This window comes from Streptacidiphilus sp. PAMC 29251 (assembly GCF_054208735.2).
This window is the reverse complement of record NZ_CM135725.2, coordinates 3,251,328-3,276,037: the sequence shown is the minus strand read 5'-3', so window position 1 is coordinate 3,276,037 and position 24,710 is coordinate 3,251,328. Positions and strand designations below refer to the sequence as shown.

Genomic DNA, 24,710 nt, shown 5'->3' with positions numbered 1-24,710 from the left:
CAGGTGCCCGATCACGGGCACTGCCCGCCAAGCGGGCCCACGGATACACCCTCGCTGCTGCTTGGACCGGCTTGCTCATCGGTGCGCCCCAGATGCGCTCGCGCCCGACCGTCTGCCGGACTGTGGCCGCGTCGGGGTCCAGGACGCTGATGAGCCCACTGTAGGCCGAAGCCGCCCCCACAGCGAGAAGTAGCCTTTCCCGTTCAAGCGTCCCCGGGGACAGAGGAGGACGTGGCGTCGGACCGGCTCTGGAGTGGGACCAGCCGGCCCCTGCCCCGCGTCTGCGACGCGGGCCGGCGGAACGGTGGAGTCGACACCCGAGGGAACCAGATCGTGCTCAGTCCAGCAGGTCGCTGAGATCCCTCACCACGACCTGGCCCCCGTGACGGCGCAGCGCGTCGGCCTGACCGCCCCGGTCCACTCCGACCACGCACCCGAAGCCGCCGTCCCGACCGGCCTCCATCCCGGCCAGCGCGTCTTCGAAGACCGCCGCCTGCGCGGCGAGGACACCGAGCGCTTGCGCCGCAGCCAGGAAAGTGTCGGGGGCAGGCTTGCCCGCAAGCCCGCGTTCGGCTGCCACCACGCCGTCGACCCGCACCTCGAAGAGGTCGGCGATACCGGCCGCCACCAGGACGTCCAGGCAGTTGGCGCTGGAGGACACCACCGCACGCCGAAGTCCGGCCTCCCTCGCCGCCTCGACATAGCGCACCGACCCCGGGTACGCCTGGACGCCGCGCTCCTTGATCATCCGCAGCACCAGCGCGTTCTTCCGCGTGCCGAGCCCGTACACGGTCTCGCGCTCCGCAGGGTCCCGCGCGCCGCCCTCAGCGAGGTCGATACCCCGCGAGGCCAGGAAAGCGCGGACACCGTCGGCCCGCGGCAACCCGTTGACGTAGTCGTCGTAGTCCGCGACCGGATCGAAGGGTCTAAATCCCGGCCCCTCCCGCAGACTGAGGAAGCCGTCGAACATCTCCTTCCACGCCGCCGCGTGCAGGACCGCGGTCCCGGTGAGCACGCCGTCGAGATCGAACAGGCAGGCACGGATACCTTCAGGAAGCCCCAGCATCGCCACCCCCATCCTCCCCCCAGAATAAATCCGGGCCGTAGTAACCGCGTGGTGACACCCGCCGTCGACAGCGGGAAAGATCACGCACGGCTCACACGGCCTACAGTCCCGAGTTCCAGCGGTCAACCGCCCGGGGGCGTGCCCTTCAGTGGGTGCGCCGCGCTCTGTGTGGCGAATTGCTGAACCGGATATCGACCGGTAGGTGCGTCCAGCCGGTTGCCATCCGGGCGTGATCGATTGGCCCCGACTGCAGCGCATGCAAAACCTCGCGCGGACTCCCCGTCGCGTCCAGGGCTACCGTGATGTAGAGGCTGGGGTGTGAGTCGGAGCCAGCCACCCGTACCCGAGCACGCTGGACTCCGGACACGTCCAGTATCTCTTCCTGGATCGCCTGGGCCAGGGCGGTGCCTCGCATCATGATGCGTCCCCGCAGGACAGTCCCACCCAGTGGGGTCTTCCGGGTTGTTGCACTGGGCAGTTGCCGCAGCAGCCAGACCAGTGCGAGCAAGCTCACCAGGGTCAGTGCGGTCAGGGTCACCGGCCAGGCCCACGCCCACGTGCTGAAGCCGCCGTGTCGAACTGCACGGTTCAGGGCGCCATGCGGGGTAGTGGGGAGCCAACGGGTAGGCCGCGGCAGGTCCCAGCGCCGGTACAGGTCCCATGCGCCGGCCAGGGCCAGTAGTCCGGCGCCGAACAGGACTGTCCCGATCGACGCCAGCAGGGCGCGGTTGACAGCGGATTGCGCTCGCATGGCAGGTCCCAGGGACGATGGTTGACCGGGTAGAAGCAAGTGGGGATACGGGAGATCAGGAGGGGCGTCGGGTGTGGGCGGTCAGAGCAGGCGGGTGGGCCAGGCCGAGTCCGTCCCGTGCCTGGTTCAGGACTTGGGTCAGCTCGGTTTCGATCCGCTGTGGGTCGCCGAATCCTGTGATCGCTCGCACGGTGATCCGGCGGCGTACTCGAACGCGCACCGCGGTGACGCCCGCCACGCTCAGCGCAGCGTCCCGCAGCGCTGTGGCGGCGGCGGCGCGGCCCAAGCCGGCACGAAGCGCCGGATCCTCTTCCGGCGGCCGCAGCGGCAGTGTCCGGCGTCCGCCGGGCATGAGCGCCGCCATGATCATCCACAGTCCTAGTGCCACGCACACTGCGGCAACGACGATCACCCAGGCGTCGCCCAGGGGACGGTCGGCCAAGCCCTGGGCAAAGGCTGCGCCAACCCACCCCGTCGGGTGGTCCCGGCCTGCGGCCACCACTTTGTAGATCAGCAGCAGGGACCCGGCCAGCACCAGTCCGGCCGTCAGTGCGGAGGGGATCCGGCGTGCCGCCCACCAGCGGTGTGGGAGTCGGGACGTGTCGGCCGTCGCCGAACCATCGCCGCCCACCAGAGCTGTACCACCGGTCCCGGGATGGGGTGGTGGCTTGGTGAGGTCCACCGCCGGGTGGGCGTTGCGGTGGTGCTCTCGACGTTGCACTGCTCGATGTCGACGGTGATCTCGCGGACTTGTAGGCCCGTCAGTTCGCCCAGGCGCAGGGCGACGTCATCCTGCAGTCGGGTGCAGATCGCCGCAAGGTCGGCCGGGTAAGGCAGGCGCACCTGCAGTGCCACCCTCACAGCTCCGCTGCCGGTGGTGATCCTGGCGCGCGGGGCGTGCGGGTGATGTCCGGGCCGGGTGTGCGGGACCAGCGCGTCGCGGGCAGCTCGTGCGGCGATCCGGGCGACAGCCCTGTCCGCAATCCGTGTGGTGCCGCGGCCCGGTGTTGCCACCACCGGTGGCCCCTGCTCAACTGGTGCCGCCCTGAGGGTACTCATCGCCGACCACCGCGTGCCCTGACCAGCGCGCCCAGGTCCAGGCTGCCGTCCAGGGCCAGACCGGTCACCAGTCCCGCCACTCCCATCACGGTTACCAGTAGGAAGGCCCAGAAGCCGCCGAAGTAGCCGGCGAATCCCAGGGCCATTCCAGCCAGCAGCCCGATGCCGGCGCTGTGTCCGCCGCCGGTACCCTGCCGCGATTCCGAGTCCGACGCATGCTCGGGCCAGCTGGAACGGCCTACGGAGGGACGGGTCATTTCACGCGGCTCTCGCTCGGCGTGGACTCGTCCTCCTCCTCAGGCAGGTGGACGTCGACGACGGAGATGTTGACCTCCACGACCTCCAGGCCGGTCGTCCGCTCCAGCTCGGAGATCACGTGCGCGCGGGCGCTGGCGGCGATGTCGAGGATCGCGACGCCGTACTCGACCACCACGTCCAGGTCCACCGCAGCCTGGCGCTCACCGACCTCGACCTTGACCCCGCGAGAGAAGTTGGTGCCCCCTCCAGGGACGTGGTCCCGCACCGCGCCAAAGGCACGGCTCATTCCCGCGCCCAGGCTGTGGATACCCGGGACCTCGCGGGCGGCCATACCGGCGATCTGTGCCACCACGCTGTCCGCAATGCTCGTCCGGCCCCGGGACTCCGGCTTGCCCAGACTGGCGACGGTGCGGTTGCGCAGCCCTGCCCCGTCACTGGTGGAGACGTTCTCCGTGGAAGCGGTCCGGGTGATGGTGTCGGTCATGATCTCTCCTCGAAGCAGGCGCCTCGGGTACCCGGAGGGCACCGCATCCGCCTGCTGCCACCGTCATGCTGCTCCCGGAGCGCCCGCCGCCACAGGGCCGAACGGCCCTGTGGACAGGGCCGCCAGGACCCCGGATTCCCACCAGCACCCCCGCGCAGAGACTGCCGATACCGGAGAGGAACGGAGCGGCTCCATCGGACCGGCACCGCCACCCTCGGTGGCGCGCACAGCCACCTGCAGTGCCAGGACCTTGCGGCCCGTCGTATCAACGGATCCACGTACGTCAAGAAATGATCCACTGATGCGATCGGAGCGTTACTCCGGGGATTCTGAAGCCATACACGCAGAGGTTCAACGTGCTTCCGGGGCGCTGAGGGCGCTCTGTTCGTCAGCCTGCCTTGTGGGTCGGGAGGCGGTCAGGAGCAGGCCGGTCAGGGCGGTTGCTGCGGCAGTGGCGCTCAGGACCCAGGACAGGGCCGGGAACGAGTCGGTGTGCGGGCTGGTGGAGAGGTAGAGGGTCCCCAGGGCCGCGACGCCGATGGCGATGGCGAGTTGGTTGGCGGTGCTCAGCACGCCGCTGATCGAGGCCGTGTGCTGGGTGCGGTGTGCTCGACGGTTCGTCGTACCAGTGCTCCGAAGCCGGCGCCGTGTCCTACGCCGGCCGCGGCCAGTAGGACGGTGGCCCACCAGGGCCAGCCGCTGGTGGCCACCGTCCAGGCCAGGGCTGCGGTGGCGGCGGAGAAGAGTGCGAAGGCGACGGCGGGAAGGTGTGGATGCCAGCGGTTGGGCAGCCGGGACCAGGTCATGGACGCGGTGGCGAAGCCTGCGGCGTAGCCGGCGAAGGTCAGCCCGGAACGCAGGGGGCTGTCGTGCAGGGTGTACTGGAGGTAGAGCGCGGTGGTGAACAGCAGTGCGCCGTAGCAGGCCATGAGGACGAAGACACCGCCCAGGCCTTGGCGGACCGCGCGTTGGGCGAGGATCTCGGTGTCGATCAGCGGTTGCTGCCCGTTGGTTGCCAGTCTAGTTTCGTACCGGGCGAAGACGGTGAGAGCGGGAGGTGCTGCACCCAGCAGGGTCCAGCACCACCAGGGCCATCCGGCGTCGCTGCCGAAGGTCAACGGCACGACCAGCGCCAGGATCGCGCCGCCCAGGAGCAACGCGCCGACCAGGTCGAGACGGCGGCGTCCCGACGCACGGTCCGGTCCGGCGGGCAGGCGGCCTGCGGAGCAGGCCAGCACGGCCAGGCCGATCGGCAGGTTCACCAGGAAGATCGGACGCCATCCGCCGCCGAGCAGGTCGGCGCTGATCAGGACGCCGCCCAGGATCTGGCCTGCGGCGACACCCACCGCCAGGACCAGGCCGTACAGGGAGAGCACGCGTCGGCGCCGCTCGCCGGTGAAGCCCGCCTGCAGCAGGGAGAGGACCTGCGGGACCATCAGGGCCGCGCCGGCTCCCTGCACGGCACGGGCACTGACCAGCATGACCGCGCCGGAGGCGAGCCCGCAGGCCAGCGAGGCGGCCGTGAACAGCGTCGTACCCCCCAGGAAGGCCCGCGCGTATCCCCAGCGCGCGCCCAGGCGGGCGCCGGTGACCAGACCCACCGCATAGACCAGCACGTAGGCGGAGACGGCGAGTTGCAGCACCGGGCCGGTCAGGTGCAGGTCGCTCTGGATCTGCGGGGCTCCCACGTTCACGATCGCCGTGTCCAGCGACGCCATCACCTGCCCGGACAGCACCGACAGCCCGACCGCCCACGGAGGTAACCGCCGCCGGGCATCGGACCGCCGCGCACGGACATCGTGGATACGGACACAGGATTCCCCCCTCATCACTCATCAGTTGCTATTAGTTGAACACTACTGACGGCGCGTTCGCAAGTACCATGAGGGGAAACATCACTGACGCAGGGGGCCGGATCCATGGAGGAGAGCGACCTCGACTTGGCCGTCGAACTGGTCAACACCTTCTATGCGCTTGCCGATCCGCCCGACCGGCTCACTGATACAGCCACCTACCAGCGCATCCTTTGCCAGGCACAGGAGCCGGCCCTGGCGCAGGAGCTGAACGAGGACGACTTTCCCGCTCTGGTCCAGTTGCGAGCAGCCATCGCCCCCCTGTTCTCGGCCTCCGACCTCGACCAGGCCGCGGGTGTGCTCAACGGCCTGCTCCAGCACGACCGCGCACCAGTGCGATTGACGGTCGACCAGGGAACAGCGCGCTGGACCGTGAGCGCCGCCACTGCCGGACTGTCCGTCCTGCGCGCCCGGCTCCTGGGCGCCCTGGCCGCCCATCTGGTGCGGCACGGCACCAGCCGCCTGGGCGTCTGCCAGGCGCCACCGTGCACCTGCGTGTTCGTGGACCGCAGCCGCGCCCGCACCCGCCGCTACTGCTGCGACCAGTGCAATGACCGGGCCGCCGCCGGCGCCTACCGCCGTCGCCGAGCGGTCACCAGCTGATCTCCGTCCTGGAGTAGAACGGCCTGGCCGCGGTCCTGGGCTGAAGCGTTTCGAAGCGCTGTTGAGGGATGCCCTGCCGACCCCGGGTACCGCCGGCTGCTGCACCGCAGCGTCGGGCTCGGGCGGAGACTGGCAGCACAGAGTTCGACTGGGCGGTCGATGCGGTCTGCCCCGGGCGTTCAGGTCCAGCCGGGCAGGGCGAGTCCGGTGTAGGTGGTGGGGTCGACCTGGGTCTCGCCGGCGGCGTCGGCGAACGCCTGCAGCGCTTGGACCATCGCGTCGCGGTGCTTGTCGGGCATGGCGGCCACGATCTGCGCGATCTCGGCCTGGCGGCGTTCGGTGACCTGGTGCACCACCCGGTGTCCGGCCTCGGTGGCGACCAGGCGTACTACTCGGCGGTCTCCGGCGTCCGCGGTGCGTTCGACCATGCCGGCCGCAGTGAGGCGGTCCACCATCCGCATCGCGGTCGAGGGGTTGACCGCGAGCTGCTCGGCGAGGCGGGACAGGCTGGTGGCGCCGTTGGTGTCCAGGACCACCAGCATGCGGAACTGGGGGACGGTCAGGTGTCCTCGACCGCGGCCAGGGAGCGGGCGGAGATGGCGACCAGCACGCGGGAGGCGGTCACCACGGCGGCGACCATGGCGTTGACCGGGGCGGGTTCCTGGGACGGCAGGAGTTCAGGCATGACAGCAGTTCTACCCCGTCGGGCGCTCCCGCATGGAGCCGCGGGGACCCCCGCCTTTCTTCCGACAGTGCAAACATTGCATACTGCAAGAATGAGCGAGCCTGCGAACACCGAGCCCCGACCAACCCCTGGGCGCATAGTCCCGGCCGCGCCGATCGCACTCCAGCGGGGACTTTCGCGCCTGTGGGTGGGGCTGCGCGAGTCCAAGGGCGGCCTGGTGGCCCTCGCCCTGGCGGTGGGCGCAGGGGCGGGCCTGGGCGCGGTCGCGTTCCGCTGGATGATCAAGACGTTCACCCTGCTGCTGTCCGGCCACGCCGACTACTCCGCCGCCGGGCACGCCGCCAACCCGCACGTGCCCTGGCTCGGACGCTTCTTCGTGCTCCTGGCTCCGGTGGTCGCCGGGCTGGTCTACGGGCCGCTGGTCCAGCGGTACGCCCGCGAGGCCCGCGGACACGGGGTGCCCGAGGTCATGTACGCCGTCGCCCGGCGCGGCGGCAAGATCGCCCCGCAGGTCGCCCTGGTCAAATCCCTGGCCTCGGCGCTGTGCATCGGCGGCGGCGGATCGGTGGGCCGCGAGGGCCCGATCGTGCAGATCGGCTCCGCGCTCGGCTCCAGCCTGGGGAGCTGGGTCAAGGTCGCCGAGGACCGGCTCAAGGTCCTGGTGGCCTGCGGCGCCGCCGGCGGCATCGCGGCGACCTTCAACGCCCCGCTGGCCGGGGTGTTCTTCGCGATGGAGCTGATCCTGGGCGACTTCACCGCCGAGTCCTTCGGCATGGTCGTCCTGGCCTCCGTCACCGCCTCCGTCATCGGCCGCGCAGCCCTGGGCAACAACCCGTTCCTGCACCTGCCGCCCTTCCAGGTCCAGCACCTGGCCCAGTACCTGCTGTTCGCCCTGCTCGGACTGCTCGCCGGAGCACTCGGCGTGGGGTTCAGCAAGGTGCTGTACCGGATCGAGGACGCCTGCGACAAGGTCTGGCGCGGCCCCGAATGGGCCCGGCCCGCCGTCGGCGGCCTGCTGCTGGGCCTGCTGCTCCTGGTCCTGCCCCAGATGTACGGCGTCGGGTACCCGGTGCTGGAGAACGCGGTCGGCGGCAAGTACGTCATCGGATTCCTGATCGTGCTGCTGGTCGGCAAGATCGTCGCCACCAGCCTGACCATCGGCATCGGCGGCTCCGGCGGCGTCTTCGCCCCCTCGCTGTTCATGGGCGCGATGCTCGGCTCCGCGTTCGGCGCCGCCGCCCACGACCTGGCACCCGGCATCGCCGGACCCGTCGGCGCCTACGGCCTGATCGGCATGGGCGCCGTGTTCGCCGGCGCTGCACGCGCCCCCATCACCGCTGTGATCATCCTGTTCGAGCTCACCGGCGAGTACACCATCATCCTGCCGCTGATGACCGCCATCGTCCTGGCCACCCTGGTCTCCCGCGCCCTGTCCCGCGACACCATCTACACCGCCAAACTGCGCCGCCGCGCGGCATCGACCTCGATGCCAAGCCCGACACCTCCCCCTTCGCCGGGATCACCGTCAGCGCGGTCATGGAACCCGTCCCCGAAGCCCTGCCCGAGACCATGGCGCTGACAGCGGCGGCGGACCGGCTGGCCGCCTCCCCGCACGGCGTCCTGCCCGTCCTCGCCGCCGACGGCACCTACCTGGGCACCGCCACCGCCCGCCACGCCGCCCAAGCCCTGGCCGAGGGCACCCACGCCACCAGCACCCTGGCCACCATCACCCACCGGCCCGCCACCATCACCGCCGACAACGACCTCACCGACGCCCTGAACGCGCTGGTCCACGCCGGCGGAGCCGGACTCCCCGTCCTGGACTCCACCCGCACCCAGCTCACCGGCTGGATCACCTACGAATCCGTCCTCGCTTCACTGCACCACCCCGCCACCCCACCGGCCGAACCCGCCACCGCCGCCGCCCGCTGACCCCCGCGGCCACCAGACCCCGGCAAGCCCTCCCACGGTCCCCGCACACCCGAGAGGCCCCATGCCCACCAGCCCCAGCACCATCACCGCCCACCTACGCGCTGCCCTGAACACCGGAGACCGCCTGCCCCTGAGCCAGATCCTGCACCCCGACGTCCACTGGACCCCCGCCGCACACCAAGGCAGCCCCTGCCACGGCCGCACCGAAGTCCTGCTCCGCTGCTCCCACCTGCACACCAGCGGGCTGCGCGCCACCGTCCAGGAGACCTTCACCTACCCCGAAGCCACCGTCCTGGGGCTGCTGGTCCACCCCGGCGACGACCCCACCACCCCCCGGGCGACGCACTACCTGGTCTTCCACCACACCGACGGCCTGATCACCCGCATCCGCGACTACACCCAGCGCCACGACGCCCTCAACGCCGCCTACCAGGCACCTGACAACACCCGGCAGCACCTCCCGACAGGCATCCCTCCGTCAGACCGGCTGGTCGCTGTAGGCCAGGAACCGGTCCAGCCCCAGCTGGAGCATCCCAGCGCGGGTCCGGGAGTCGGCCCGGTGGACCGTCACGGTGACTACGGGATCGCGGTCGCGGGCCGCTTGCAGCAGAGGGAAGAACAGGACGGCTGCGGCAGCCGCAGCCAACGGGTTGGCCTGGTCCACGTCCACGTGCACCTCACGGGTAGTAGCCACCAGGTGGTCCGCGAGCCTGTCTGCGATCCGCTGCGCCAACTCCGCGGTGACCACCCCGTGCACACTGGCCGCCAGGCAGCCGGGTTGCCCCGGGTGCAGGTGCAGCGCACGTCGGTCCTGGTAGGTCATGGGCGGCTCTCCTTCGAGGTCCTGAGTGACGGGCGGTGGAGCGCGGAGGGGTTCGGGTGCAGCGGTGCGGGCTATCGGCCGCTGCTCAGTCCAGACTCCTCCAGGTCGAGGTCGTACTGCAGTTGGCGCCGGGTGGTGTCGCTGATCTGGTGCGCCTCGTACATCCGCTGCAGCTCGGTGCCCTGCAGGATGATCACCTCGCGCCGCAGCTGCTGGTAGACCTGCAGGAGTGATGATTCCCCGGCGCTGTGGTCCTCGGGGTCCTGGGCCTGGCTGTGGCGCAGGCGCGCGTCAAGCGACAACCGCACGCGGCTCAGAGCCGCGTCGGGTGCGGCGCCGAGGTCGGCGAGCTGGTCCAGGTGGTCCAGGCCCGCGCGGGCGATCTGCTGGCGGGCGCGCTCCTGCTCGCGGGCGGTGTCCTGCGGCTCCAGGGCCAGCCCGGAGCGGTTGACCAGCGGGGCCAGGCTCAGCCCCTGCACGACCAGCGTGAACACCACCACCGCCGTGGTCAGCACCAACACCAACGGGCGTCCCGGCAGCGCGCTGCCGTCGTCGGCCAGCAGCGGAATCGACAGGGCCGCGGCCAGGGGCATGACGCCGCGGGTGCCGGCCCAGGTCACCACGGCGGCGACCCGCCACGACGCGGCCCCCTCGACGGGCTTGACGACCTTGGACAGCGGCCACACCCACACAGCACCCGCAGCCCGATCAGGACCGCGGCTAGCGCCAGCGCCTGCAACGGCCACGCTCCGGAACCTGCGGGCAGGTCGCGGACCATGGTGGGCAGTTCCAGGCCGATGATCGCGAAGACCACGCTCTCCAGCAGGAACACCACCACCGAATACACCGCCTGCAACTGAAGGCGGATCCGCGCATCCGTCAGGCGGTACCCGGAACGACCCAGCACCACCCCGGCCACCACCACAGCGGTGACCCCTGAGGTATGGGCACCCTCGGCCAGCACGTACGCCGCGTAAGGGGTGACCAGGGCAATCACCGTCTCCAGGACCGGATCGGTGGTCCTGGCCCGGATCAGTGCCACCACCCCGGCCACCGCCGCGCCGATGACGCTGCCGCCCCCGGCCAGCAGGAAGAACTCACCACCGGCCTTCGGCCAAGACACCGCGCTGGAGGCGACCGCCAACCCGACGGCCACCTTGAACAGGACCAGTGAGGTGGCGTCGTTGAACAGGCTCTCCGCCTGCACCATCGTCTGCACCCGACCCGGCAGCGCCAGCCTGCGCCCCAGCGCGGTGACCGCGACCGGGTCGGTGCTGGCCAGCACCGCGCCCAGCACCAGCGCCATCGGCGCCGTCAGCGGGGTGAGCGCCACCGCCAGGAACCCGACAGCGGCGGCCGAGGCCAGTACCAGGCCCAGCGCCAGCACCGTCACCGGCCGCCACACGATCTTCAGGTCGCGCAGCGACATCTCCTCCGCCGAGGCGTACAGCAGCGGCGGCAGCACCACTAGGGCGATGGTCTGCGGAGCGATGTGGAGCGCTGGGGTGCCCGGTATCAGGGCCACGAACAGGCCCGCGATCACCAACAGGGAGGGGGCCGGAATCCGCCACCGCCGCGCACCGGTGGCAACCACCGTGGCCAGGACCACAAGGACAAGAACAGTGCCGACCGCACGCATTTCGGGAACCCCGGATCGTCACCGGGGTCCCCGCAGCTGAAGCGCCGCAGATCCATCCCCGAGCCGACCAGACTTCCCGGCACACCGTGAACCCACCTTATCCACTCCTTAACGGCGGAAGGGGATGGATTCGTGTCTGTCCGGAGTCTCGGTCCAGCTCAATGCCGTGCTCACACGGGCAGCCTCCTATTGGTGTTGCCCGATGCTTACCCTGGAGGCGACCCCGGCCCGCGACGGGGGCGGCCTACCCGTTGATCCCCTCGGGAACGCTGTCCTGGAGTACGGATTCAGTACACATGAGGACGAGAAATGACGAGGATCGGCGAGAGCTGCTGAGAGGGACTTTCGCAGGTCGGACGGCATGTCAGCCGCGTTTGTGCAGGTCAGGGCCCTGCGTGCTCCGTCCTCCGAAGACGGATCTGGCCGCGCCTGCGTGGAGACTGTTGATCAAGCTCGCATGACGTCTACCTCTGTGGGGGGTGGCGCGGAGCATCAAGCCACGGGGCGGCGACCTCGACCATGCTGCGCATGACGGAGGCGGGGAGTACGGGGTTGCGGACGGCGATCTGCGCGGTGCGCAGGTCGAGTAGGAGTGCCACCAGTTCGTCTGGGGGGACGGCCGGGTTCGATGCCGCACGCCAACGCACGCCCTGGTCGGGGTCGGCGGCTAGTCGGACTGCGGCCTCGGGTGTGAGCCGGGGGTCCTCGGCAGCGGACATGCGGACGATTTCGTGGGAATCGTGGCTGGCCTGCTCGACGAGTGCGGCGGTGGAGGCCGGGTCGTCGAGCGCGAGAGCCCGCAGGCGCGGGTTCGGGTCCTCTGCGAAGCGCAGCAGCCCCTGGCGGGGGAAGTTGGGGTGGTTGCGCGGTCGGCCGGGGAACGAGTAGCTCGCGTCCCACCATCCTGCGACCTCAAGGAGCATCTCGGGCGGGGCGTCGTCGCAGGACTCGGCGAGGAAGAGGCGAACGGCACGGTCTTCGTCGCTGGCGAGGAGTTCCGCTACGTCCGCGGGCAGCCGCGGCGCCCTGGCGACGCTGCGACGGACCAGCAGCTTGGGGGAACGCGCGAGCTGACGCATGGCCTCGGCGTTCGCGTGGAGTGCGCCGATCCACCACAGTGCCGTCGTGGAGCTGTGGGGGTCGATGTCGGGGACCTCGGAGGCCATCGTCGCGATCTCGGCGGTTGTCGCGGGCGGCTCGGCGTCGGGTCGGGGTGCACGCCCGACACCCCGGCCTCCACGTGAGAGCCGCCGGGCCGCCACTAGTTCCTCGGCGCGCTCGGTCAGCTGCTGGCGCAGGTCCGGCTCGTGGGAGGCGTCGATGATCCGTTCCCATTGCGCCGGGGAGAGGCGGCCGATTTCTGCGGCAAGGGCGCGCACACTCCGTCTTCTGTGACCAACCACGGCGTCCATGACGCTATTCGGCAGGTCTTCGCGCCACAGGAAATCGGTCACACCGACGTCCAGGAGCTGGATGAGCAGTTCGACGGGTGCCCCACGGTTGAAGCCGAGTCCGGAGAGCCACGAAAGACTCACTCGTCGGTCGACTTCGCGTGCCGGCATCAGTCTGGTCCAGACGGGGTTTGGCGTGGCGGGCTGGATTTCAGTCATCGACTCAAGATTAAGGCCAGGGTGGGACCGTTCGCGATCCTCATCCAGCAGCAGCACGTTGCCCAACTTGAACGAGGAGGACGCCGTCGGTGCTGGCCCGTTTTCGTCCAAGGCTGAGGCGCCGTCAAGACTAACGGTGGACAAGTCTCATGGGCGGGTGAGGACTCGGATCCGCAGGAGTCAGAACGAGGCACGCCCGTCCTAGGATTTCACCCAGATCCGGGGAGAGTCGTTTTCAAGGAGCGTCATCAGCCGCGGGTGGCCGAGTTCGGCAACGCTCGGGCATTCAACCGCGAGTTAGACCGACCGGCAAATGGATCACTTGAGGCGTCGGGTGGTGGGGCGGCCGTCCCAGCGGTAGCGGCTCGTTGCTCGGCGGATGAGCATGCGGAGCGTGACGAGGGCGGCGGCCAGGTACAGGTAGAAGTCCACGATGCTGCCCTTCTTCTCTGTGCAGCTTCGCAGCTTGCCGTAGTCGTTCATCCACGAGTGCGTGCGCTCGACCACCCAGCGCTTACCGGCCTGGATCGGGGCCGGTACACCCTTGCGGGCGATCTCGGCCGTGAATCCCAACTCGGCTATCAGCGCACGGGACTTGGCGCTGTCGTAGCCGCGGTCAAGGTTGATGTTGACCGCTGTCGGCATCGCGCCGACCTGTGCCTTGGCCGCCTCCAGGGTGGGGCCGAGCAGAGGTGAGTCGTGCCGGTTCGCGCCGTCGGAGACGATCCCGAGCGGGACGCCGCAGGCGTCGGAGGCGACCGAGCGTTTCAGTCCCTGCTTGCCCCGGTCAACCGGGGAGCGTCCCGCTTTCTCACCGCCGGACGGGGCCTTGGTGATGCAGCCGTCCACCGATATCTCGCCCAGCCCGAGACCGATCATCCGGTCGTACGCCTCAAGCGCCAGAGCGTGGACCTTCTCCGATATCCCCAGTTCAGACCACTCCTTGACGCGGCGTCTGATCGTTCGGTCCGAGCACCCAGGGGTGGAGATGCGCTCGTAGCCCGTGCCGTGGACCAGAGCGAGCACGATGTGTTCGAAGACCGTCCGATCGGCAATCCGGCGGCGGTGACAGCCCAGCGGGTGGTCCACTGCGAACTCTCCCCGGGCGGGCAGGAGAGCGGAGAACTGGTCCCAGAGGGGTTCGAGCAGGCAAAATGGCAGCGCGGGCACGGCCGTCCTTCATGATCACTGAGCGTAGAGAACTCCATGATCACGTGGACCCGTGCCCGCGCTGCATCCACCCCACATCATCGCGCCCCGACCACTGCCTATTGCCGGACGGTCTTAATCGGATTGCTGAATCTAGCCTGCTCGACATGGCGCTGAACTGCGCTATGGCGTCTCGATGGTCTGCGGGCGGACGCCCAGCGCGAGCTTTTCCAGTGCCTCCGTGAGCGGACCGAACGTCGCGACCCAGCCTGCGATGAGGTAGATCTCGCTGTTCTCGTCGATGCCCAGGAAGAAGCGGCCCTGGTCGAGCTCGCCGATCGGGAAGAGGTCGTGCCCGATCGTTTCGCCCCACTCGGCGAACCGGTCCCCCTCCCCGACGCAGAGCTCGGGGTCGAACTCGAACGGGGTCCTGGCGCAGGTGATGCCCGGCCCGCGCAGTGACACGCTCAAGCCGCCGAACTCCGTCAGGAACCGTTCGGCTGCGTCATGCAGGCGCACCGGGCCGTCCTGTTCCAGGGTGTCGCGCCACAGAGCGACGCACACACGGCGGCCGGGCCACCATCCGGCCGCGCGCAAGGTCTCTTCGGTCTCGACGGAGAACCCAGTCACCACGTCCGCCCCTGCCAGGGGCGTGGCCGTAGCGTCCACCCAAGCATGGACCCGGGCCTGCGTCGCCGCCGGTGCCGTGCCGACGGGCACTGCCTGTCCTCGCTCCGCCGCCCATCCCGGCCGCATCTTCGCCTGCCACCGATCGAAATCGTCCCGCAGGAAACCGGGATTGACCGGCTTGAGTCGGAGCTGTGGTCGCTCATCGGCCCACCAGACCTCGAACTCGACCACCGAGCCCTCCCGCGGCCACCGGTCCGCATCCACAGGCAGCAACAGCACGTCCACGAAACCGCCGACGGGGAGGCCGACGTCGACGAAGATCCCGATCGCCCCCGGCCTCGGCACCCTAGCCACCCTCCCCTGGAGCCGCTGCCCGAACCGCAGGCCCTCGCGAACGCGATTCCACTCCTCGATGTCCACCACGCTGGCATCCTCGCAGCCTCACGCCGGACAGTGCACCCGCCGCTTACGTGTCTTACTGCACCAGTGAGAGCCGCGGCCGGGCCTGGGGGGAAGCCGCGGCGGTGTGGTCACTGCTGCCGGTGCGAGAGGTGACCACGAGCCCGAATACCCAACTGCTCAGTTCCTTCGGAGTGACATGGAGTCCTACTTTTCAAGAGGGTTCGAACTGGTCACTCGTAAGATCGGTGGGCCCGGGGGCTCTGGGTATGGCTGTCATGGAGGAGCCGATCGGATGGCTCAGAGAACATGGCCGCCCGGAGCCCCGCGACGACCCGACCGCCAATTGGGATGTGCGACTTGATCGCTCTGTAGGACTACGTCGGCGAGGTCGTCTGCGGGATTTGTTGACGACAAGCTGACGGAGGTAGCTGTGCCGCAGGTCTGGGCCGGAGTGGACATCGGCAAGGAGCATCACCACTGCGTGGTGCTCAACGAGCGGGGCGAGCGGCTGCTGTCGCGTCGTGTCCTGAACGACGAGCCGGCTCTGCTGGAGTTGATCCGCGACGTCCTGGGCATCGACGGTGATGTGCTGTGGGCGGTGGACATCAACCACGGCGGCGCCGCGCTACTGATCGGCCTGCTGCTCAACCACGACCAGCCGATGGCCTACCTCACCGGTCTGGCCGTCCACCGTGCCACGGGCACCTACCGCGGCGAGGGAAAGACCGACGCGAAGGACGCCTTCGTCATCGCCGACCAGGCCCGCATGCGCCGCGACCTGGGCCGGCTGCGGCCCGGCGACCCGATAGCGGTCGACCTGCGCATCCTCACCACCCGCCGCACCGACCTGGTCAGCGACCGCACTCGCCAGATCAACCGGCTGCGTGCCCAACTGCTGGAATACTTTCCCGCATTGGAACGCGCACTGGACCTGACGAACAAGGGTCCGATCGTCCTGCTGACCGGCTACCAGACCCCGGCCGCCATCCGCCGCACCGGGGCCAAGCGCATCGAGTCCTGGCTGCGCAACCGCAAGGTCCGCAGCTCCGAGTCGTTGGCGAAGACCGTGCTGGAGGCGGCCCAGGCCCAGCAGACCGCACTGCCCGGCGAGAAGCTCGCCGCCGCGATGGTGATCCGGATGGCCAAGGCTGTGATGGCCCTGGACGAGGAGATCGCCGAGCTCGACGCCCTCACCGAGGCGAGGTTCCGCGAGCACCCGCACGCCGAGGTGATCCGCAGCCTGCCCGGGATGGGCAGCCAGCTCGGGGCCGAGTTCCTTGCGGCCACCGGCGGTGACATGGATGCCTTCGCCAGCGCCGACCGCCTGGCCGGCTACGGAGGCGTGGCCCCAGCTCCCCGGGACTCCGGACGGGTCAGCGGCAACCTGCACCGCCCCCGCCGCTACCACCGCGGCTTGCTGAGGGTCTTCTACCTCTCCTCGATGGCCAGCCTGAAATCCTGCGCGGCTTCGCGGATCTTCTACGACCGAAAGCGCGCCGAGGGCAAGGGGCACAAGCAGGCCCTGATCGCGCTCGCGCGACGACGGGTGAACGTGCTGTGGGCGATGCTCCGCGACGGAGCGTGCTACCAAGCAATACCGGCAGTCACGGCGGCTGGTTGACAACGGCATTGGGATGTTCTCTGGCGATGTCCGAGATGCCGGAGCCCTTTACCTTTGTCGCGCGGAGAACCTTATCGAGCAGTTGTGAGCCCTCGCGCGTGGTGAGGCCCTTGGGCTCGCCTGTCCGGTATCCACGCTCGCCGAGCTCGATACAGGTTCGGCGGTACTGCCAGTCGCTTAGGAGGTCCAGGTCGTGAAGCCGGTAGGTCAGGGCGAGGGCTGAGACGCGCCAGATGCTCTTGCCTTTGATGATCTGGGGCACCATGGGGGATCGCGGCATGTGGTCCAGCACGCTGGAGCGTGGCATCAGGAACGCGCTGGCGAAGGCATTGGCTTGCTGCTCGGCCTGTGGACCGACCAGGGAGCGATCTTCACCGTGCAGGACAAGATGGCCCAGTTCGTGGGCAGCGTCGAAGCGGCCCCTTTCGGGAGTCTTCAGAGTGCTCAGGAAGACGAACGGTGTGCCATTGCGCCAGGTGGCGAAGGCGTCGACGTCCGTGTACTCCGGAGGGAGGGAGAAGACGCGCACCCCGTGCGCTTCAAGCAAGTGCACGAGGTTTCCCGCAGGGCTGTTACCCAGCCCCCATCGAGCCCGCACCATCTCAGCGGCAGTCTCCGGATCGGGTTTACCCAGGGTCGGAATGTCATTGGCCGGCAGCCGGAAGCGGGCTTCGATCCACTCGTTGAGCTCCAGCGCGAGTCTGCTGGCGGCTAGGGCCCCTTCGCGCGGGCCAGCCGCAAGCTTGCTGCGTGCGCGGAACGAGACCGCGTCAAGGGGGATCGGATCCAGGTCCGGCTGATAGAAGAACGACTCCGGGAAGTCGAGTGCGACTGCCATCTGTGCGATGGTCTCGGCGGTCGGTTCAGTCCGCCCGCGCTCGTAGTTGGACAGGCTCTGGAGGCTGACGCCAGCCCGGCTGGAGAGCTCAGCCAACGTGTAGCCGCGGCGCTTCCTGGCAGTGGTGATGCGCGAGGAATTGATCATCTCTCCTCGCAGTCCTTACCTAGTCGGGTTGTACGGGGTGATCACCGCTCTTCGACGTTAACGACGTACTCAGCAGCTTGATCGCCAGTGTAGTCGCGCACATTTTCGAATAGAACGGTAGGGAGGAGGATCCTTGCCCTCCAGCTGTCTATCCTTCCGTTGCTGCCCACGCGGTCGGGCAGGGACAGTTCGCTGCGCACCTCCAGCGTCTCTGACCGCCGTGCTTGGTACCGGTAGGTCAGCAGGTACCAGGTGGCCAGGTTGGCGTACTCGTCGTCATCGAGCTGGACCTCGTCCGGCTCCGCGGCCACTGTGAAGAGGGAGAGTTGCTGGTTGCGCGCAACGGCAGTCTCCTTCGAGATGCCGGCGGGGCGGTAGCTGCGGGGCTGGGGGTTGCCGGGAAGTCCCCTCTCTGACAGTCTCGACTGAGACGTCCGGTTCGTCCGGGTTAGTCTGGATGGGCGAGACAGGAGATTCCCGGCATGGCTTCCAATACCACCACCTCACGCACAGCCCCCGAGCCCGACCCGGCCCCGCGGCCGAAGCGGCGCACGTTCACGGCGGAATACAAGCTGCGGATCGTCGCTGAGTACGATGCCGCCCCCAGCGGGGAGAAGGGCGCGGTCCTGCGCCGCGAGCGGTTGTACCACTCGCACATCATCGAGTGGCGGGCCGCGCGAGACGCCGGAGCGATGGCCACGCTCGCCGACCGGCGGACCTCGCCCGCACGCCCCAAGAGGCCCGCCGAAGCAGCCGAGGCCGAGCGGCTGCGCAAGAGGCTGGCCGTCGTGGAACGGGAGCTGGCGCAGAAGGACGCCGCCCTGGAGCTGCTGGGAAAAGCTTCCGCACTCTTGGAACTGCTCTCCAAGAGTGCGGGCTGAAAGCCGAGGCCGAGCAGGTCGCCGACGAGCTCTTCCAGTCGCTGGAGCGGGAGTTGAACACCACTGCGGCCTGCCGGCTGACCGGTCGCTCACGGGCCACGCACTACCGTCGGCTCAACCCGCCCCCGCCGCGCGAGCGCGCTCCGCGCCCCTCGCCGCCCTCAGCTCTGGCTCCGGCGGAGCGCGCGCGGATCCTGGCACTGATGAACAGCCCGGCCTATGCCGAACTGGCACCTGCCCAGATCTGGGCGCGCGAACTGGACGAGGGCCGCTACTACTGCTCAGTGCGCACGATGTACCGGATCCTGGAGGCCCAGGGCCAGACCGGCGAGCGCCGCCGCCAGGCCACCCACGCCGCCAAGTCCATCCCCGAACTCGTGGCCACCGCCCCCTCGCAGGTCTTCAGTTGGGACATCACCAAACTGGCCGGACCAGACAAGGGCATCTGGTACCACGCCTACGTCATCATCGACATCTTCAGCCGCTACGTCGTCGGCTACACCGTGGAGATGGCCGAATCGGCCGAGCGCGCCGAGGAGTTGATCAGCGAGACCGTCGAACGCAACGGCATCGCCCCCGAGCACCTGCACGCGGACCGCGGCACCTCGATGACCAGCAAGAAAGTCTCGCAGTTGCTCATCGATCTGGGCGTGACGCGCTCGCACTCGCGCCCCAAGGTCTCGAATGACAACCCGTACAGCGAAAGCCAGTTCAAAACCACGAAGTACATGGCCGACTACCCGGCGCGGTTCGACTCCCTGAACCACGCACGCGAGTGGTTCGACTCATTCATTGCCTATTACAACCATGAGCATCGCCATTCGGGCATCGGGCTGCACACGCCTGCGTCCGTGCACTTCGGCACCGCCGGCCAAGTCCAGGACCAGCGCGCCGTCACGCTCAACGAGGCATACGCCCGCCACCCCGAACGCTTCGCCCGCCGCCCCCGCCCGCCCAAGATCCCCGATCAGGCGTGGATCAACGACCCCGCCAAACGCAGAGAACCCGAATCAGCACAACAGAGCGCATAACCGTACGAACGTCTCATTTGACTTGACACGTTCCGGTCCGGTTCGCGCATCGCCCAGCAGCACGCCTATGCCCATGTTCTTCTCGGGATTGACGATCAGCGGTGACTGCTTCGGGTCGTAGCGCTTCCAGGCCAACTCGGTACGCAGGACGAAGCGCAGCTCGCGCACGCGACTGAGGTAGTCCTGGGTTCCCCTGGCGTTCTTGGCATCGTCTTCGGTGCACTGTCCACGTGCTTGCTGCCCCATGCGGATGATGCGATCGAAGTACTCAAGCTTGAGGCCTAGTTCGGCGAGGAGCTGGCTGCTGTCGTCCGGCCTGCCGAGAGCGGCGTTGAGGAGCACGAACCCTCCGGGTCTTATAAGATCCCCACCGCATATGCGGGAGGATTTTTATAAGAGTACCGCATGATGAGACGTCAAGAAGGTTCCTCAGCGCGGTCTTGGCGCTCTGAGCGTCACTGATGCAGGTGGCCGGCTCCGTGGTGCGTCCCAAGCATGGCCGTCTGATCCATCTCGACCTGGCCCCACCGAGGGCTGCGAGGCCGCCCCGTCGTGCGGCGACTGCGGCATCCGCCACCTCGATGTCCTGGGTTGCATCGCGGAACCACGCCAACCGCGTCTTGCGCAGTTGGAAGCTTCGGATCCGAGGGCCTCCGCCGAGGCGGCTTGCGACGGCTGGGCCTTCCCTAGGCGCCGGTGGCGTTCGCGTGGGTGCTGGATGACGAGAGGAAGCGTACTAATCGGTAGAGCGGAAGCTATTATTCCGATTCAAGTAATGCCTGATCAGAAGGCACCGTAAAGTGATCGATTTGGGCCATGGGATGATCACTGAGTGTGGATTAGGCCGCTGTCAGTCCGAACAGTTAATCTGTGCGAGTCATGACTGACGGTGCAAGCGTGTGGCCGGGTCCGATTTGCAGCCTTGCGTTTCCTCTTGCTGAGAAGGGCGGATCTGAGCAGCATGAGCTTGGATATTACGACACCGCGAACTGTCGCCCGCGTAATGCATGTAAGTAACGATCGTAGTACGGCATATCTTGAGTTGCGAAATGGCCAGGCGGCTACTTGCACTTCTTCAGGGCCTCCCCTTGACGTGCGGCCCGGAAATGCCGTCTTCCTCGATCCTGAAAATAATGGACTTGAGAGGGCGCCTGACGACCTATGGATTGAGGAGCCTTGGGTTGGAGTGGTTCGGCTGCTTCTGGCTAGTCAAGTCATTATCGACGTTGGTGGAAGACTCAGAGTCGTACCCAAGCCGTCTGCTCCGGAGTTGCGAGAAGGAAATACCGTCGAAGGCCGTGACTTGGCGGGGATCACTGCTGTCCTTTCTGATAGTCCAGTCAGATACATTGACCTGCCGGCCGTTGACGATGCGACTATTGAGCAGTTCAAATCAACGCCGAGCAGCGCAGCTTCATTCCAGGATTTTGGTGGCTCTCCAGAGATCCTGGAAAGGGCAAAGGAGCTCATTGAGCTTCCTTTGGAACGGCATGTCGAGCTTGCCGCTATCGGCGCTCGGGCCATCAAAGGTGTTCTCTTTACCGGCCCTCCAGGAACAGGTAAGACAATGCTGGCTCGTATTATTGCAAGTAGGGCTGGTGCAATGTTCTATGAGGTCAGCGGGCCTCAGATTATGAGCAAGTGGTATGGGCAAAGCGAGGAGCTAATTCGAAAGATCTTTGAAGATGCAGCGACTCAATCGCGAGCCATTGTTTTCTTTGATGAGATCGATAGTCTGGCCTCACAGCGGAGCGATGACTCCCATGAGGCATCCCGCCGAGTTGTTGGACAGTTGCTCGCCTCAATGGATGGATTCAGGGCGGACGCTAATGTGATTGTTATTGCCACTACAAATCGGCCTCAAGATATCGATGTCGCGCTTCGCCGCCCTGGGAGATTCGACTGGGAAATCAACTTCCCCTTGCCTTCCAGGTCTGATAGGGAGGCCATCCTCAAGGTGTCTGCACGGCGGCTGGCCGTGGGGGAGCATCTCCCACATGCCTTGATCGCCGAGAAGACGGAGGGCTGGTCGCCAGCTGAGCTGACGGCAATCTGGAGTGAGGCGGCGTTGCTTGCCGTATCGGATCGGCGTAGCAAACTGTTCACAGAGGACTACATTGGCGGCTTTGAACGAGTAGCTGCCCAGCGGGCTCGAATTGCGGCCGTTGCAGCAAGCGGAAGTCGGGAGGGCGCACGATGATTCGTCGGATCAGGCAATGGTGGCAACGAAGGAAGCAAAGGAGAAACAAGAAGGAGCCGTTGGCGCTGCGCGAGTTTGTCTACCTAGATGAAGTAAGTGTTACGAGTCTGCTCTCATCTAAGCTAGGTGCGATTCCGAGTGAGTTCACAGATAGCTCGGTCGACACAGTGACATCCGAGTTTAGCAGCGAAATTGCGACTGGCGTTGGAGTCGTCAAGCCAAAAGTCGGCTCACGTCTCTTGGCGACACAGACGCAGAATAGGCAGGTACTTCGCAAGGCGACAATTCAGGCGACCTTTAAAGAGCTTTACGATGGGGAAAAGTCATCGCTTGCGGTACTGCCAGTCATTGATGAGACAATCAGTCTAGAGAATGCTCAGTCGATCGTCGCGGCACCCGGAAGCTCGTTTCCTAGTGGCCCATGGGTCGTCGATAACGCGGCGCTCAGGCGGGGGCGCCTGGTCGAAGTGGAGGTCGAACTGCAGGCGGATGCAATCTTCCGCATCAGTTCCATCGTTTCATCTTATGTCGATATTATCCAAGACAGCGAGGAGCTGGCTTCTCAAACCAACCAGGAGGAAACCCGAAAGGTCACTCAGATTAATCGTGTGCTTGAAAAGCTCATGGTTGGCCTAATTCCCCTGAAGTGTCGTATGGTTGACTATCATGTGCTAATGGTCAATGGCGTCGAATACCTCGTGCACCGAGCCGTAATTGACAGGCTGCCGGCAGCTGGTCAACCATCAGTGAAACCTGTCTACTTGGTTGGGGTGGCAGAGCAAGGCCTCTTTTGGAAAGATATTCGGCGAATTCTTTTCTCCAAAGCGCGCGTGAAGGTGCTTTGCCGATTGAATGAGGCGGGGCTTCGCGACTCGTGGACCCCTGTCAAGCTGGTTGACGTGCTCGGAGAGGTTTCGCCAGGTCTTGCGCGGGAGCTGGAATCATTCGGATCTGGCGCATTGCAATCCATGGTATCCGGCGGCCAGGCGCAAGGGCAGGTATCCTCGCCCGGATATTCTGCCTTGGTCATCTACGGTGACCTGCTTGCCCAGCATTATGGAGTGACCATTACAGATGTCGATCGCTCTCTCATGGAGACCCTTGCCGGCGAGAATGCAGACCTGGTGTTCCCGGTCTCCGAAAGCCGTGTTGCTTTTAGGGCGATCTCTGAGTTCATTGGGCAGCGATTTGCTGGAGATATTGAACCAGAGGTTGCTGTCAGATTCCGTACGGATGCTCGCCAGCAGGCTGGGATTGCGCTAGCCGCCGCGGCGACGCAGTCTGCTCTGACGCCTGGACCTGAGCCCGAATCCACCGATGAATGACCTGTCCGAGGCCTGGACATAACGACGCGGATGCCCTCTGACCTGGGACGATGGGACTTCCTACAGAACCAAGTCGCCAGAACGAGAGAACATCCGCGAGATGCAATCCTGCCATGCCGCCACAGCGGTTTCCGCCGTCTTCGACGAGCCGAACCTGATCGCCGATGCCGGGCTGCTGTCGCTGGTCCGGCTGGCCGAGCGGGCCGGCCTGCGGCAACTGGCCGCGTCCGCGCTCCGCATCGAGGGCGCCGACAACAGCGGCGGAGCCAACCCGGCCGCCAAAGTGATGTCGCTGATCAGCGCGATGTGCGCGGGCGCGGACAGCATCGACGACGCGGCGCGGCTGCGGCACGGCGCGATGGACCGCGCCTTCACCTCGGTCCGCGCGCCCTCCACCCTGGGCACCTTCCTGCGCTCCTTCACCCACGGCCACAACCGCCAGCTCCACCGCGTTCACCGCGACTTCCTGGCCCGACTGGCCCGCAGCACCCCACTGCTGCCCGGCGCCGACACACTGATGTTCATCGACATCGACCCCACCCACCGCCGCGTGTACGGCCACGCCAAGCAGGGCGCGCAGGTCGGCCGCCTCAAGGGCCAGCGCACCCTGCACCCGATCCTGGCCACCCTGTCCACCCCGATCGCCCGGCCCGTGATCGGCGCGGTCCGCCTGCGCCGCGGCAAGGCCGCCGACGTCCGCGGAGCCGAGAGCTTCGTGAGCGAGGCCCTGGCCATAGCGAAGGAGACCGGCGGCACCGGGATCCGCCTGGTCCGCGCGGACAGCAAGTTCTACACCGCCGACGTGGTCGCCGCCTGCCGCCGGGCCGGCGCCCGATTCTCCCTGACCACCGGCATGAACCCCTCCATCGCGGGCGCGATCTCCCGCATCCCGCAGGAGTCCTGGACGGCGATCCGCTACCCGGACGCCTTCGTCGACCCCGACACCGGCGAGATGGTCTCCGACGCCGAGGTCGCCGAGATCCCCTACACCGCCTTCACCGGCCGAAGGAAGTCCGAGCACGTCACCGCCCGGCTGATCGTGCGCCGGGTCCGCCGATTGAACGCCGAAGTGGCCCAGGGTCAGGGCGAGTTGTTCACCGCCTGGCGTTACCACCCCGTCTTCACCGACAGCTCCTTCGCGGTGCTGCAGGCGGAACTGCACCACCGGCAGCACGCCGTGGTGGAGCAGGTGATCGCGGACGGGAAGTCCGGGCCTCTGGCCCACCTGCCGTCCGGGAACTTCCAGGCCAACGCCGCGTGGCTGACCCTGTGGGCGATGTCGCACAACCTGCTGCGGGCCGCCGGTGCGCTGACCTCGGTCTTCCACGCCAAGGCCACCACAGCGACCCTGCGCGCCCACCTGGTCCACGTCCCGGCCCGGCTCGCGCGCACCGCGCGCACCAAATTGACGGTGCATCTGCCCGAGCACTGGCCCTGGCGCGACGCCTTCACCGCCCTGTTCGAGGCCGTCCACTCCCCACCGCCGCGCCCGGCGGCCTGACCGCCACAAGATCCCGCACCGCGACGGCCCGACGGCCACCGGCGACAGCGCCACCAACCGCTCCCGACCCCGCACAACCCCTCGGACAGGCCGCGACCCGCGCACGGCGGCTACCGCACACCCTCAACCTGTTGCCCCCAGCGGCCGACCGTCCACGGGCAGGAGAGCAACCCCGAAATGATCAGCCGGTGGATTCGGGCTCAGCCTGCAGGCGCAGAAGAT

The 24,710-nt window shown here is 67.6% G+C and carries 26 protein-coding genes and 1 pseudogene; 9 read left to right on the top strand and 18 right to left on the bottom strand.

Going from position 1 to position 24,710, the window contains the following annotated elements; translation table 11 throughout:
• Nucleotides 1–337: 337 nt before the first annotated feature.
• The 8 genes from ACXKR8_RS15315 to ACXKR8_RS15280 all read right to left on the bottom strand — a co-directional run bounded on the left by ACXKR8_RS15315 (nucleotide 338) and on the right by ACXKR8_RS15280 (nucleotide 5,447).
• Nucleotides 338–1,072, bottom strand: a complete 735-nt coding sequence (locus ACXKR8_RS15315) for a beta-phosphoglucomutase family hydrolase (protein ID WP_458273458.1) — start codon at nucleotides 1,070–1,072, stop codon at nucleotides 338–340.
• A gap of 139 nt (nucleotides 1,073–1,211) precedes the next feature.
• Entirely contained in the window at nucleotides 1,212–1,817 is a 606-nt protein-coding gene (locus tag ACXKR8_RS15310) for an Asp23/Gls24 family envelope stress response protein (RefSeq protein ID WP_458273457.1), read from the bottom strand.
• 55 nt (nucleotides 1,818–1,872) lie between these two features.
• Nucleotides 1,873–2,352, bottom strand: a complete 480-nt coding sequence (locus tag ACXKR8_RS15305; protein ID WP_462100526.1) for a DUF6286 domain-containing protein — start codon at nucleotides 2,350–2,352, stop codon at nucleotides 1,873–1,875.
• Nucleotides 2,353–2,363: 11 nt separating this feature from the next.
• Nucleotides 2,364–2,834 carry an Asp23/Gls24 family envelope stress response protein gene (locus ACXKR8_RS15300; protein WP_462100525.1) on the bottom strand — a complete coding sequence of 157 codons (471 nt, stop codon included), beginning with the start codon at nucleotides 2,832–2,834 and terminating at the stop codon, nucleotides 2,364–2,366.
• A gap of 38 nt (nucleotides 2,835–2,872) precedes the next feature.
• The gene (locus ACXKR8_RS15295; RefSeq protein ID WP_462100524.1) at nucleotides 2,873–3,022 is read right to left on the bottom strand and encodes a hypothetical protein; all 150 of its coding nucleotides are present in this window, start codon (nucleotides 3,020–3,022) and stop codon (nucleotides 2,873–2,875) included.
• A gap of 107 nt (nucleotides 3,023–3,129) precedes the next feature.
• A complete protein-coding gene (locus ACXKR8_RS15290; protein ID WP_458273455.1) occupies nucleotides 3,130–3,618 on the bottom strand; it encodes an Asp23/Gls24 family envelope stress response protein in 489 nt (162 codons plus the stop codon).
• 351 nt (nucleotides 3,619–3,969) lie between these two features.
• Nucleotides 3,970–4,191: a hypothetical protein gene (locus tag ACXKR8_RS15285; protein ID WP_462100523.1), complete on the bottom strand. Its 222-nt coding sequence runs from the start codon at nucleotides 4,189–4,191 to the stop codon at nucleotides 3,970–3,972.
• Nucleotides 4,185–5,447, bottom strand: coding sequence for an MFS transporter (locus ACXKR8_RS15280; protein ID WP_462100522.1), 1,263 nt, complete (start codon nucleotides 5,445–5,447; stop codon nucleotides 4,185–4,187). The genes ACXKR8_RS15285 and ACXKR8_RS15280 overlap by 7 nt, the downstream gene beginning before the upstream one ends.
• A 90-nt stretch (nucleotides 5,448–5,537) precedes the next feature.
• Between ACXKR8_RS15280 and ACXKR8_RS15275 the strand changes: the two genes are divergently transcribed.
• Nucleotides 5,538–6,074, top strand: a complete 537-nt coding sequence (locus ACXKR8_RS15275; RefSeq protein ID WP_458273453.1) for a CGNR zinc finger domain-containing protein — start codon at nucleotides 5,538–5,540, stop codon at nucleotides 6,072–6,074.
• Nucleotides 6,075–6,253: 179 nt separating this feature from the next.
• Here ACXKR8_RS15275 and ACXKR8_RS15270 read toward each other — a convergent pair.
• A pseudogene (locus ACXKR8_RS15270) lies at nucleotides 6,254–6,759 on the bottom strand (MarR family winged helix-turn-helix transcriptional regulator).
• Between the two features lie 91 nt (nucleotides 6,760–6,850).
• Between ACXKR8_RS15270 and ACXKR8_RS15265 the strand changes: the two are divergent.
• Nucleotides 6,851–8,338, top strand: coding sequence for a chloride channel protein (locus tag ACXKR8_RS15265; RefSeq protein ID WP_462100521.1), 1,488 nt, complete (start codon nucleotides 6,851–6,853; stop codon nucleotides 8,336–8,338).
• Nucleotides 8,296–8,691 (top strand): CBS domain-containing protein, encoded by a 396-nt coding sequence (locus ACXKR8_RS15260; RefSeq protein WP_462100520.1) that lies wholly within the window; start codon nucleotides 8,296–8,298, stop codon nucleotides 8,689–8,691. The genes ACXKR8_RS15265 and ACXKR8_RS15260 overlap by 43 nt, the downstream gene beginning before the upstream one ends.
• 478 nt (nucleotides 8,692–9,169) lie before the next feature.
• Here the strand turns inward: ACXKR8_RS15260 and ACXKR8_RS15255 are convergent, their stop codons facing one another.
• The 6 genes from ACXKR8_RS15255 to ACXKR8_RS15230 all read right to left on the bottom strand — a co-directional run bounded on the left by ACXKR8_RS15255 (nucleotide 9,170) and on the right by ACXKR8_RS15230 (nucleotide 14,965).
• On the bottom strand, nucleotides 9,170–9,514 hold the full coding sequence (locus ACXKR8_RS15255; protein ID WP_458273450.1) for a hypothetical protein: 345 nt from the start codon (nucleotides 9,512–9,514) through the stop codon (nucleotides 9,170–9,172).
• A gap of 71 nt (nucleotides 9,515–9,585) precedes the next feature.
• Entirely contained in the window at nucleotides 9,586–10,200 is a 615-nt protein-coding gene (locus ACXKR8_RS15250; RefSeq protein ID WP_462100519.1) for a cation:proton antiporter domain-containing protein, read from the bottom strand.
• Nucleotides 10,131–11,108: a cation:proton antiporter gene (locus ACXKR8_RS15245; protein ID WP_462100518.1), complete on the bottom strand. Its 978-nt coding sequence runs from the start codon at nucleotides 11,106–11,108 to the stop codon at nucleotides 10,131–10,133. Before ACXKR8_RS15245 ends, ACXKR8_RS15250 begins: the two co-directional genes overlap by 70 nt.
• Before the next feature lie 509 nt (nucleotides 11,109–11,617).
• On the bottom strand, nucleotides 11,618–12,820 hold the full coding sequence (locus ACXKR8_RS15240) for a serine/threonine-protein kinase (RefSeq protein ID WP_458273448.1): 1,203 nt from the start codon (nucleotides 12,818–12,820) through the stop codon (nucleotides 11,618–11,620).
• 261 nt (nucleotides 12,821–13,081) lie between these two features.
• A complete protein-coding gene (locus ACXKR8_RS15235; RefSeq protein ID WP_458273447.1) occupies nucleotides 13,082–13,933 on the bottom strand; it encodes an IS5 family transposase in 852 nt (283 codons plus the stop codon).
• Between the two features lie 162 nt (nucleotides 13,934–14,095).
• A complete protein-coding gene (locus tag ACXKR8_RS15230) occupies nucleotides 14,096–14,965 on the bottom strand; it encodes an SUKH-3 domain-containing protein (RefSeq protein ID WP_458273446.1) in 870 nt (289 codons plus the stop codon).
• Between the two features lie 409 nt (nucleotides 14,966–15,374).
• On the opposite strand from ACXKR8_RS15230, the gene ACXKR8_RS15225 reads away from it, so the two are divergent.
• Entirely contained in the window at nucleotides 15,375–16,565 is a 1,191-nt protein-coding gene (locus ACXKR8_RS15225) for an IS110 family RNA-guided transposase (protein WP_458266618.1), read from the top strand.
• Here ACXKR8_RS15225 and ACXKR8_RS15220 read toward each other — a convergent pair.
• Nucleotides 16,549–17,550: a helix-turn-helix domain-containing protein gene (locus ACXKR8_RS15220; RefSeq protein WP_458273445.1), complete on the bottom strand. Its 1,002-nt coding sequence runs from the start codon at nucleotides 17,548–17,550 to the stop codon at nucleotides 16,549–16,551. The two genes, ACXKR8_RS15225 and ACXKR8_RS15220, sit on opposite strands and share 17 nt — an antisense overlap.
• Nucleotides 17,551–17,591: 41 nt before the next feature.
• Nucleotides 17,592–17,861, bottom strand: a complete 270-nt coding sequence (locus tag ACXKR8_RS15215) for a hypothetical protein (RefSeq protein WP_458273444.1) — start codon at nucleotides 17,859–17,861, stop codon at nucleotides 17,592–17,594.
• Nucleotides 17,862–18,032: 171 nt separating this feature from the next.
• Between ACXKR8_RS15215 and ACXKR8_RS15210 the strand changes: the two genes are divergently transcribed.
• Both ACXKR8_RS15210 and ACXKR8_RS15205 read left to right on the top strand, forming a co-directional pair.
• On the top strand, nucleotides 18,033–18,431 hold the full coding sequence (locus ACXKR8_RS15210; RefSeq protein WP_458266979.1) for a transposase: 399 nt from the start codon (nucleotides 18,033–18,035) through the stop codon (nucleotides 18,429–18,431).
• Entirely contained in the window at nucleotides 18,428–19,462 is a 1,035-nt protein-coding gene (locus tag ACXKR8_RS15205; RefSeq protein WP_458274906.1) for an IS3 family transposase, read from the top strand. Before ACXKR8_RS15210 ends, ACXKR8_RS15205 begins: the two co-directional genes overlap by 4 nt.
• Here the strand turns inward: ACXKR8_RS15205 and ACXKR8_RS15200 are convergent.
• Nucleotides 19,442–19,804 carry a hypothetical protein gene (locus ACXKR8_RS15200; protein ID WP_458273443.1) on the bottom strand — a complete coding sequence of 121 codons (363 nt, stop codon included), beginning with the start codon at nucleotides 19,802–19,804 and terminating at the stop codon, nucleotides 19,442–19,444. The two genes, ACXKR8_RS15205 and ACXKR8_RS15200, sit on opposite strands and share 21 nt — an antisense overlap.
• Nucleotides 19,805–20,648: 844 nt before the next feature.
• Here ACXKR8_RS15200 and ACXKR8_RS15195 point away from each other — a divergent pair.
• From ACXKR8_RS15195 to ACXKR8_RS15185, 3 genes are all read left to right on the top strand, one after another.
• The gene (locus ACXKR8_RS15195) at nucleotides 20,649–21,662 is read left to right on the top strand and encodes an ATP-binding protein (protein ID WP_462100517.1); all 1,014 of its coding nucleotides are present in this window, start codon (nucleotides 20,649–20,651) and stop codon (nucleotides 21,660–21,662) included.
• Between the two features lie 59 nt (nucleotides 21,663–21,721).
• A complete protein-coding gene (locus tag ACXKR8_RS15190) occupies nucleotides 21,722–22,987 on the top strand; it encodes a DUF6414 family protein (RefSeq protein WP_462100516.1) in 1,266 nt (421 codons plus the stop codon).
• Between the two features lie 100 nt (nucleotides 22,988–23,087).
• Nucleotides 23,088–24,488: an IS1380 family transposase gene (locus tag ACXKR8_RS15185; protein WP_458266600.1), complete on the top strand. Its 1,401-nt coding sequence runs from the start codon at nucleotides 23,088–23,090 to the stop codon at nucleotides 24,486–24,488.
• Nucleotides 24,489–24,710 lie beyond the last annotated feature (222 nt).

Coding starts and splice junctions, on each gene's coding strand:
- ACXKR8_RS15310 (WP_458273457.1), bottom strand. CDS start 1,817: ATGCGAGCGCAATCCGCTGTCAACCGCGCCCTGCTGGCGTCGATCGGG.
- ACXKR8_RS15295 (WP_462100524.1), bottom strand. CDS start 3,022: ATGGCCCTGGGATTCGCCGGCTACTTCGGCGGCTTCTGGGCCTTCCTA.
- ACXKR8_RS15290 (WP_458273455.1), bottom strand. CDS start 3,618: ATGACCGACACCATCACCCGGACCGCTTCCACGGAGAACGTCTCCACC.
- ACXKR8_RS15280 (WP_462100522.1), bottom strand. CDS start 5,447: ATGAGGGGGGAATCCTGTGTCCGTATCCACGATGTCCGTGCGCGGCGG.
- ACXKR8_RS15275 (WP_458273453.1), top strand. CDS start 5,538: ATGGAGGAGAGCGACCTCGACTTGGCCGTCGAACTGGTCAACACCTTC.
- ACXKR8_RS15265 (WP_462100521.1), top strand. CDS start 6,851: ATGAGCGAGCCTGCGAACACCGAGCCCCGACCAACCCCTGGGCGCATA.
- ACXKR8_RS15260 (WP_462100520.1), top strand. CDS start 8,296: ATGGAACCCGTCCCCGAAGCCCTGCCCGAGACCATGGCGCTGACAGCG.
- ACXKR8_RS15255 (WP_458273450.1), bottom strand. CDS start 9,514: ATGACCTACCAGGACCGACGTGCGCTGCACCTGCACCCGGGGCAACCC.
- ACXKR8_RS15220 (WP_458273445.1), bottom strand. CDS start 17,550: ATGATCAATTCCTCGCGCATCACCACTGCCAGGAAGCGCCGCGGCTAC.
- ACXKR8_RS15210 (WP_458266979.1), top strand. CDS start 18,033: ATGGCTTCCAATACCACCACCTCACGCACAGCCCCCGAGCCCGACCCG.
- ACXKR8_RS15185 (WP_458266600.1), top strand. CDS start 23,088: ATGCAATCCTGCCATGCCGCCACAGCGGTTTCCGCCGTCTTCGACGAG.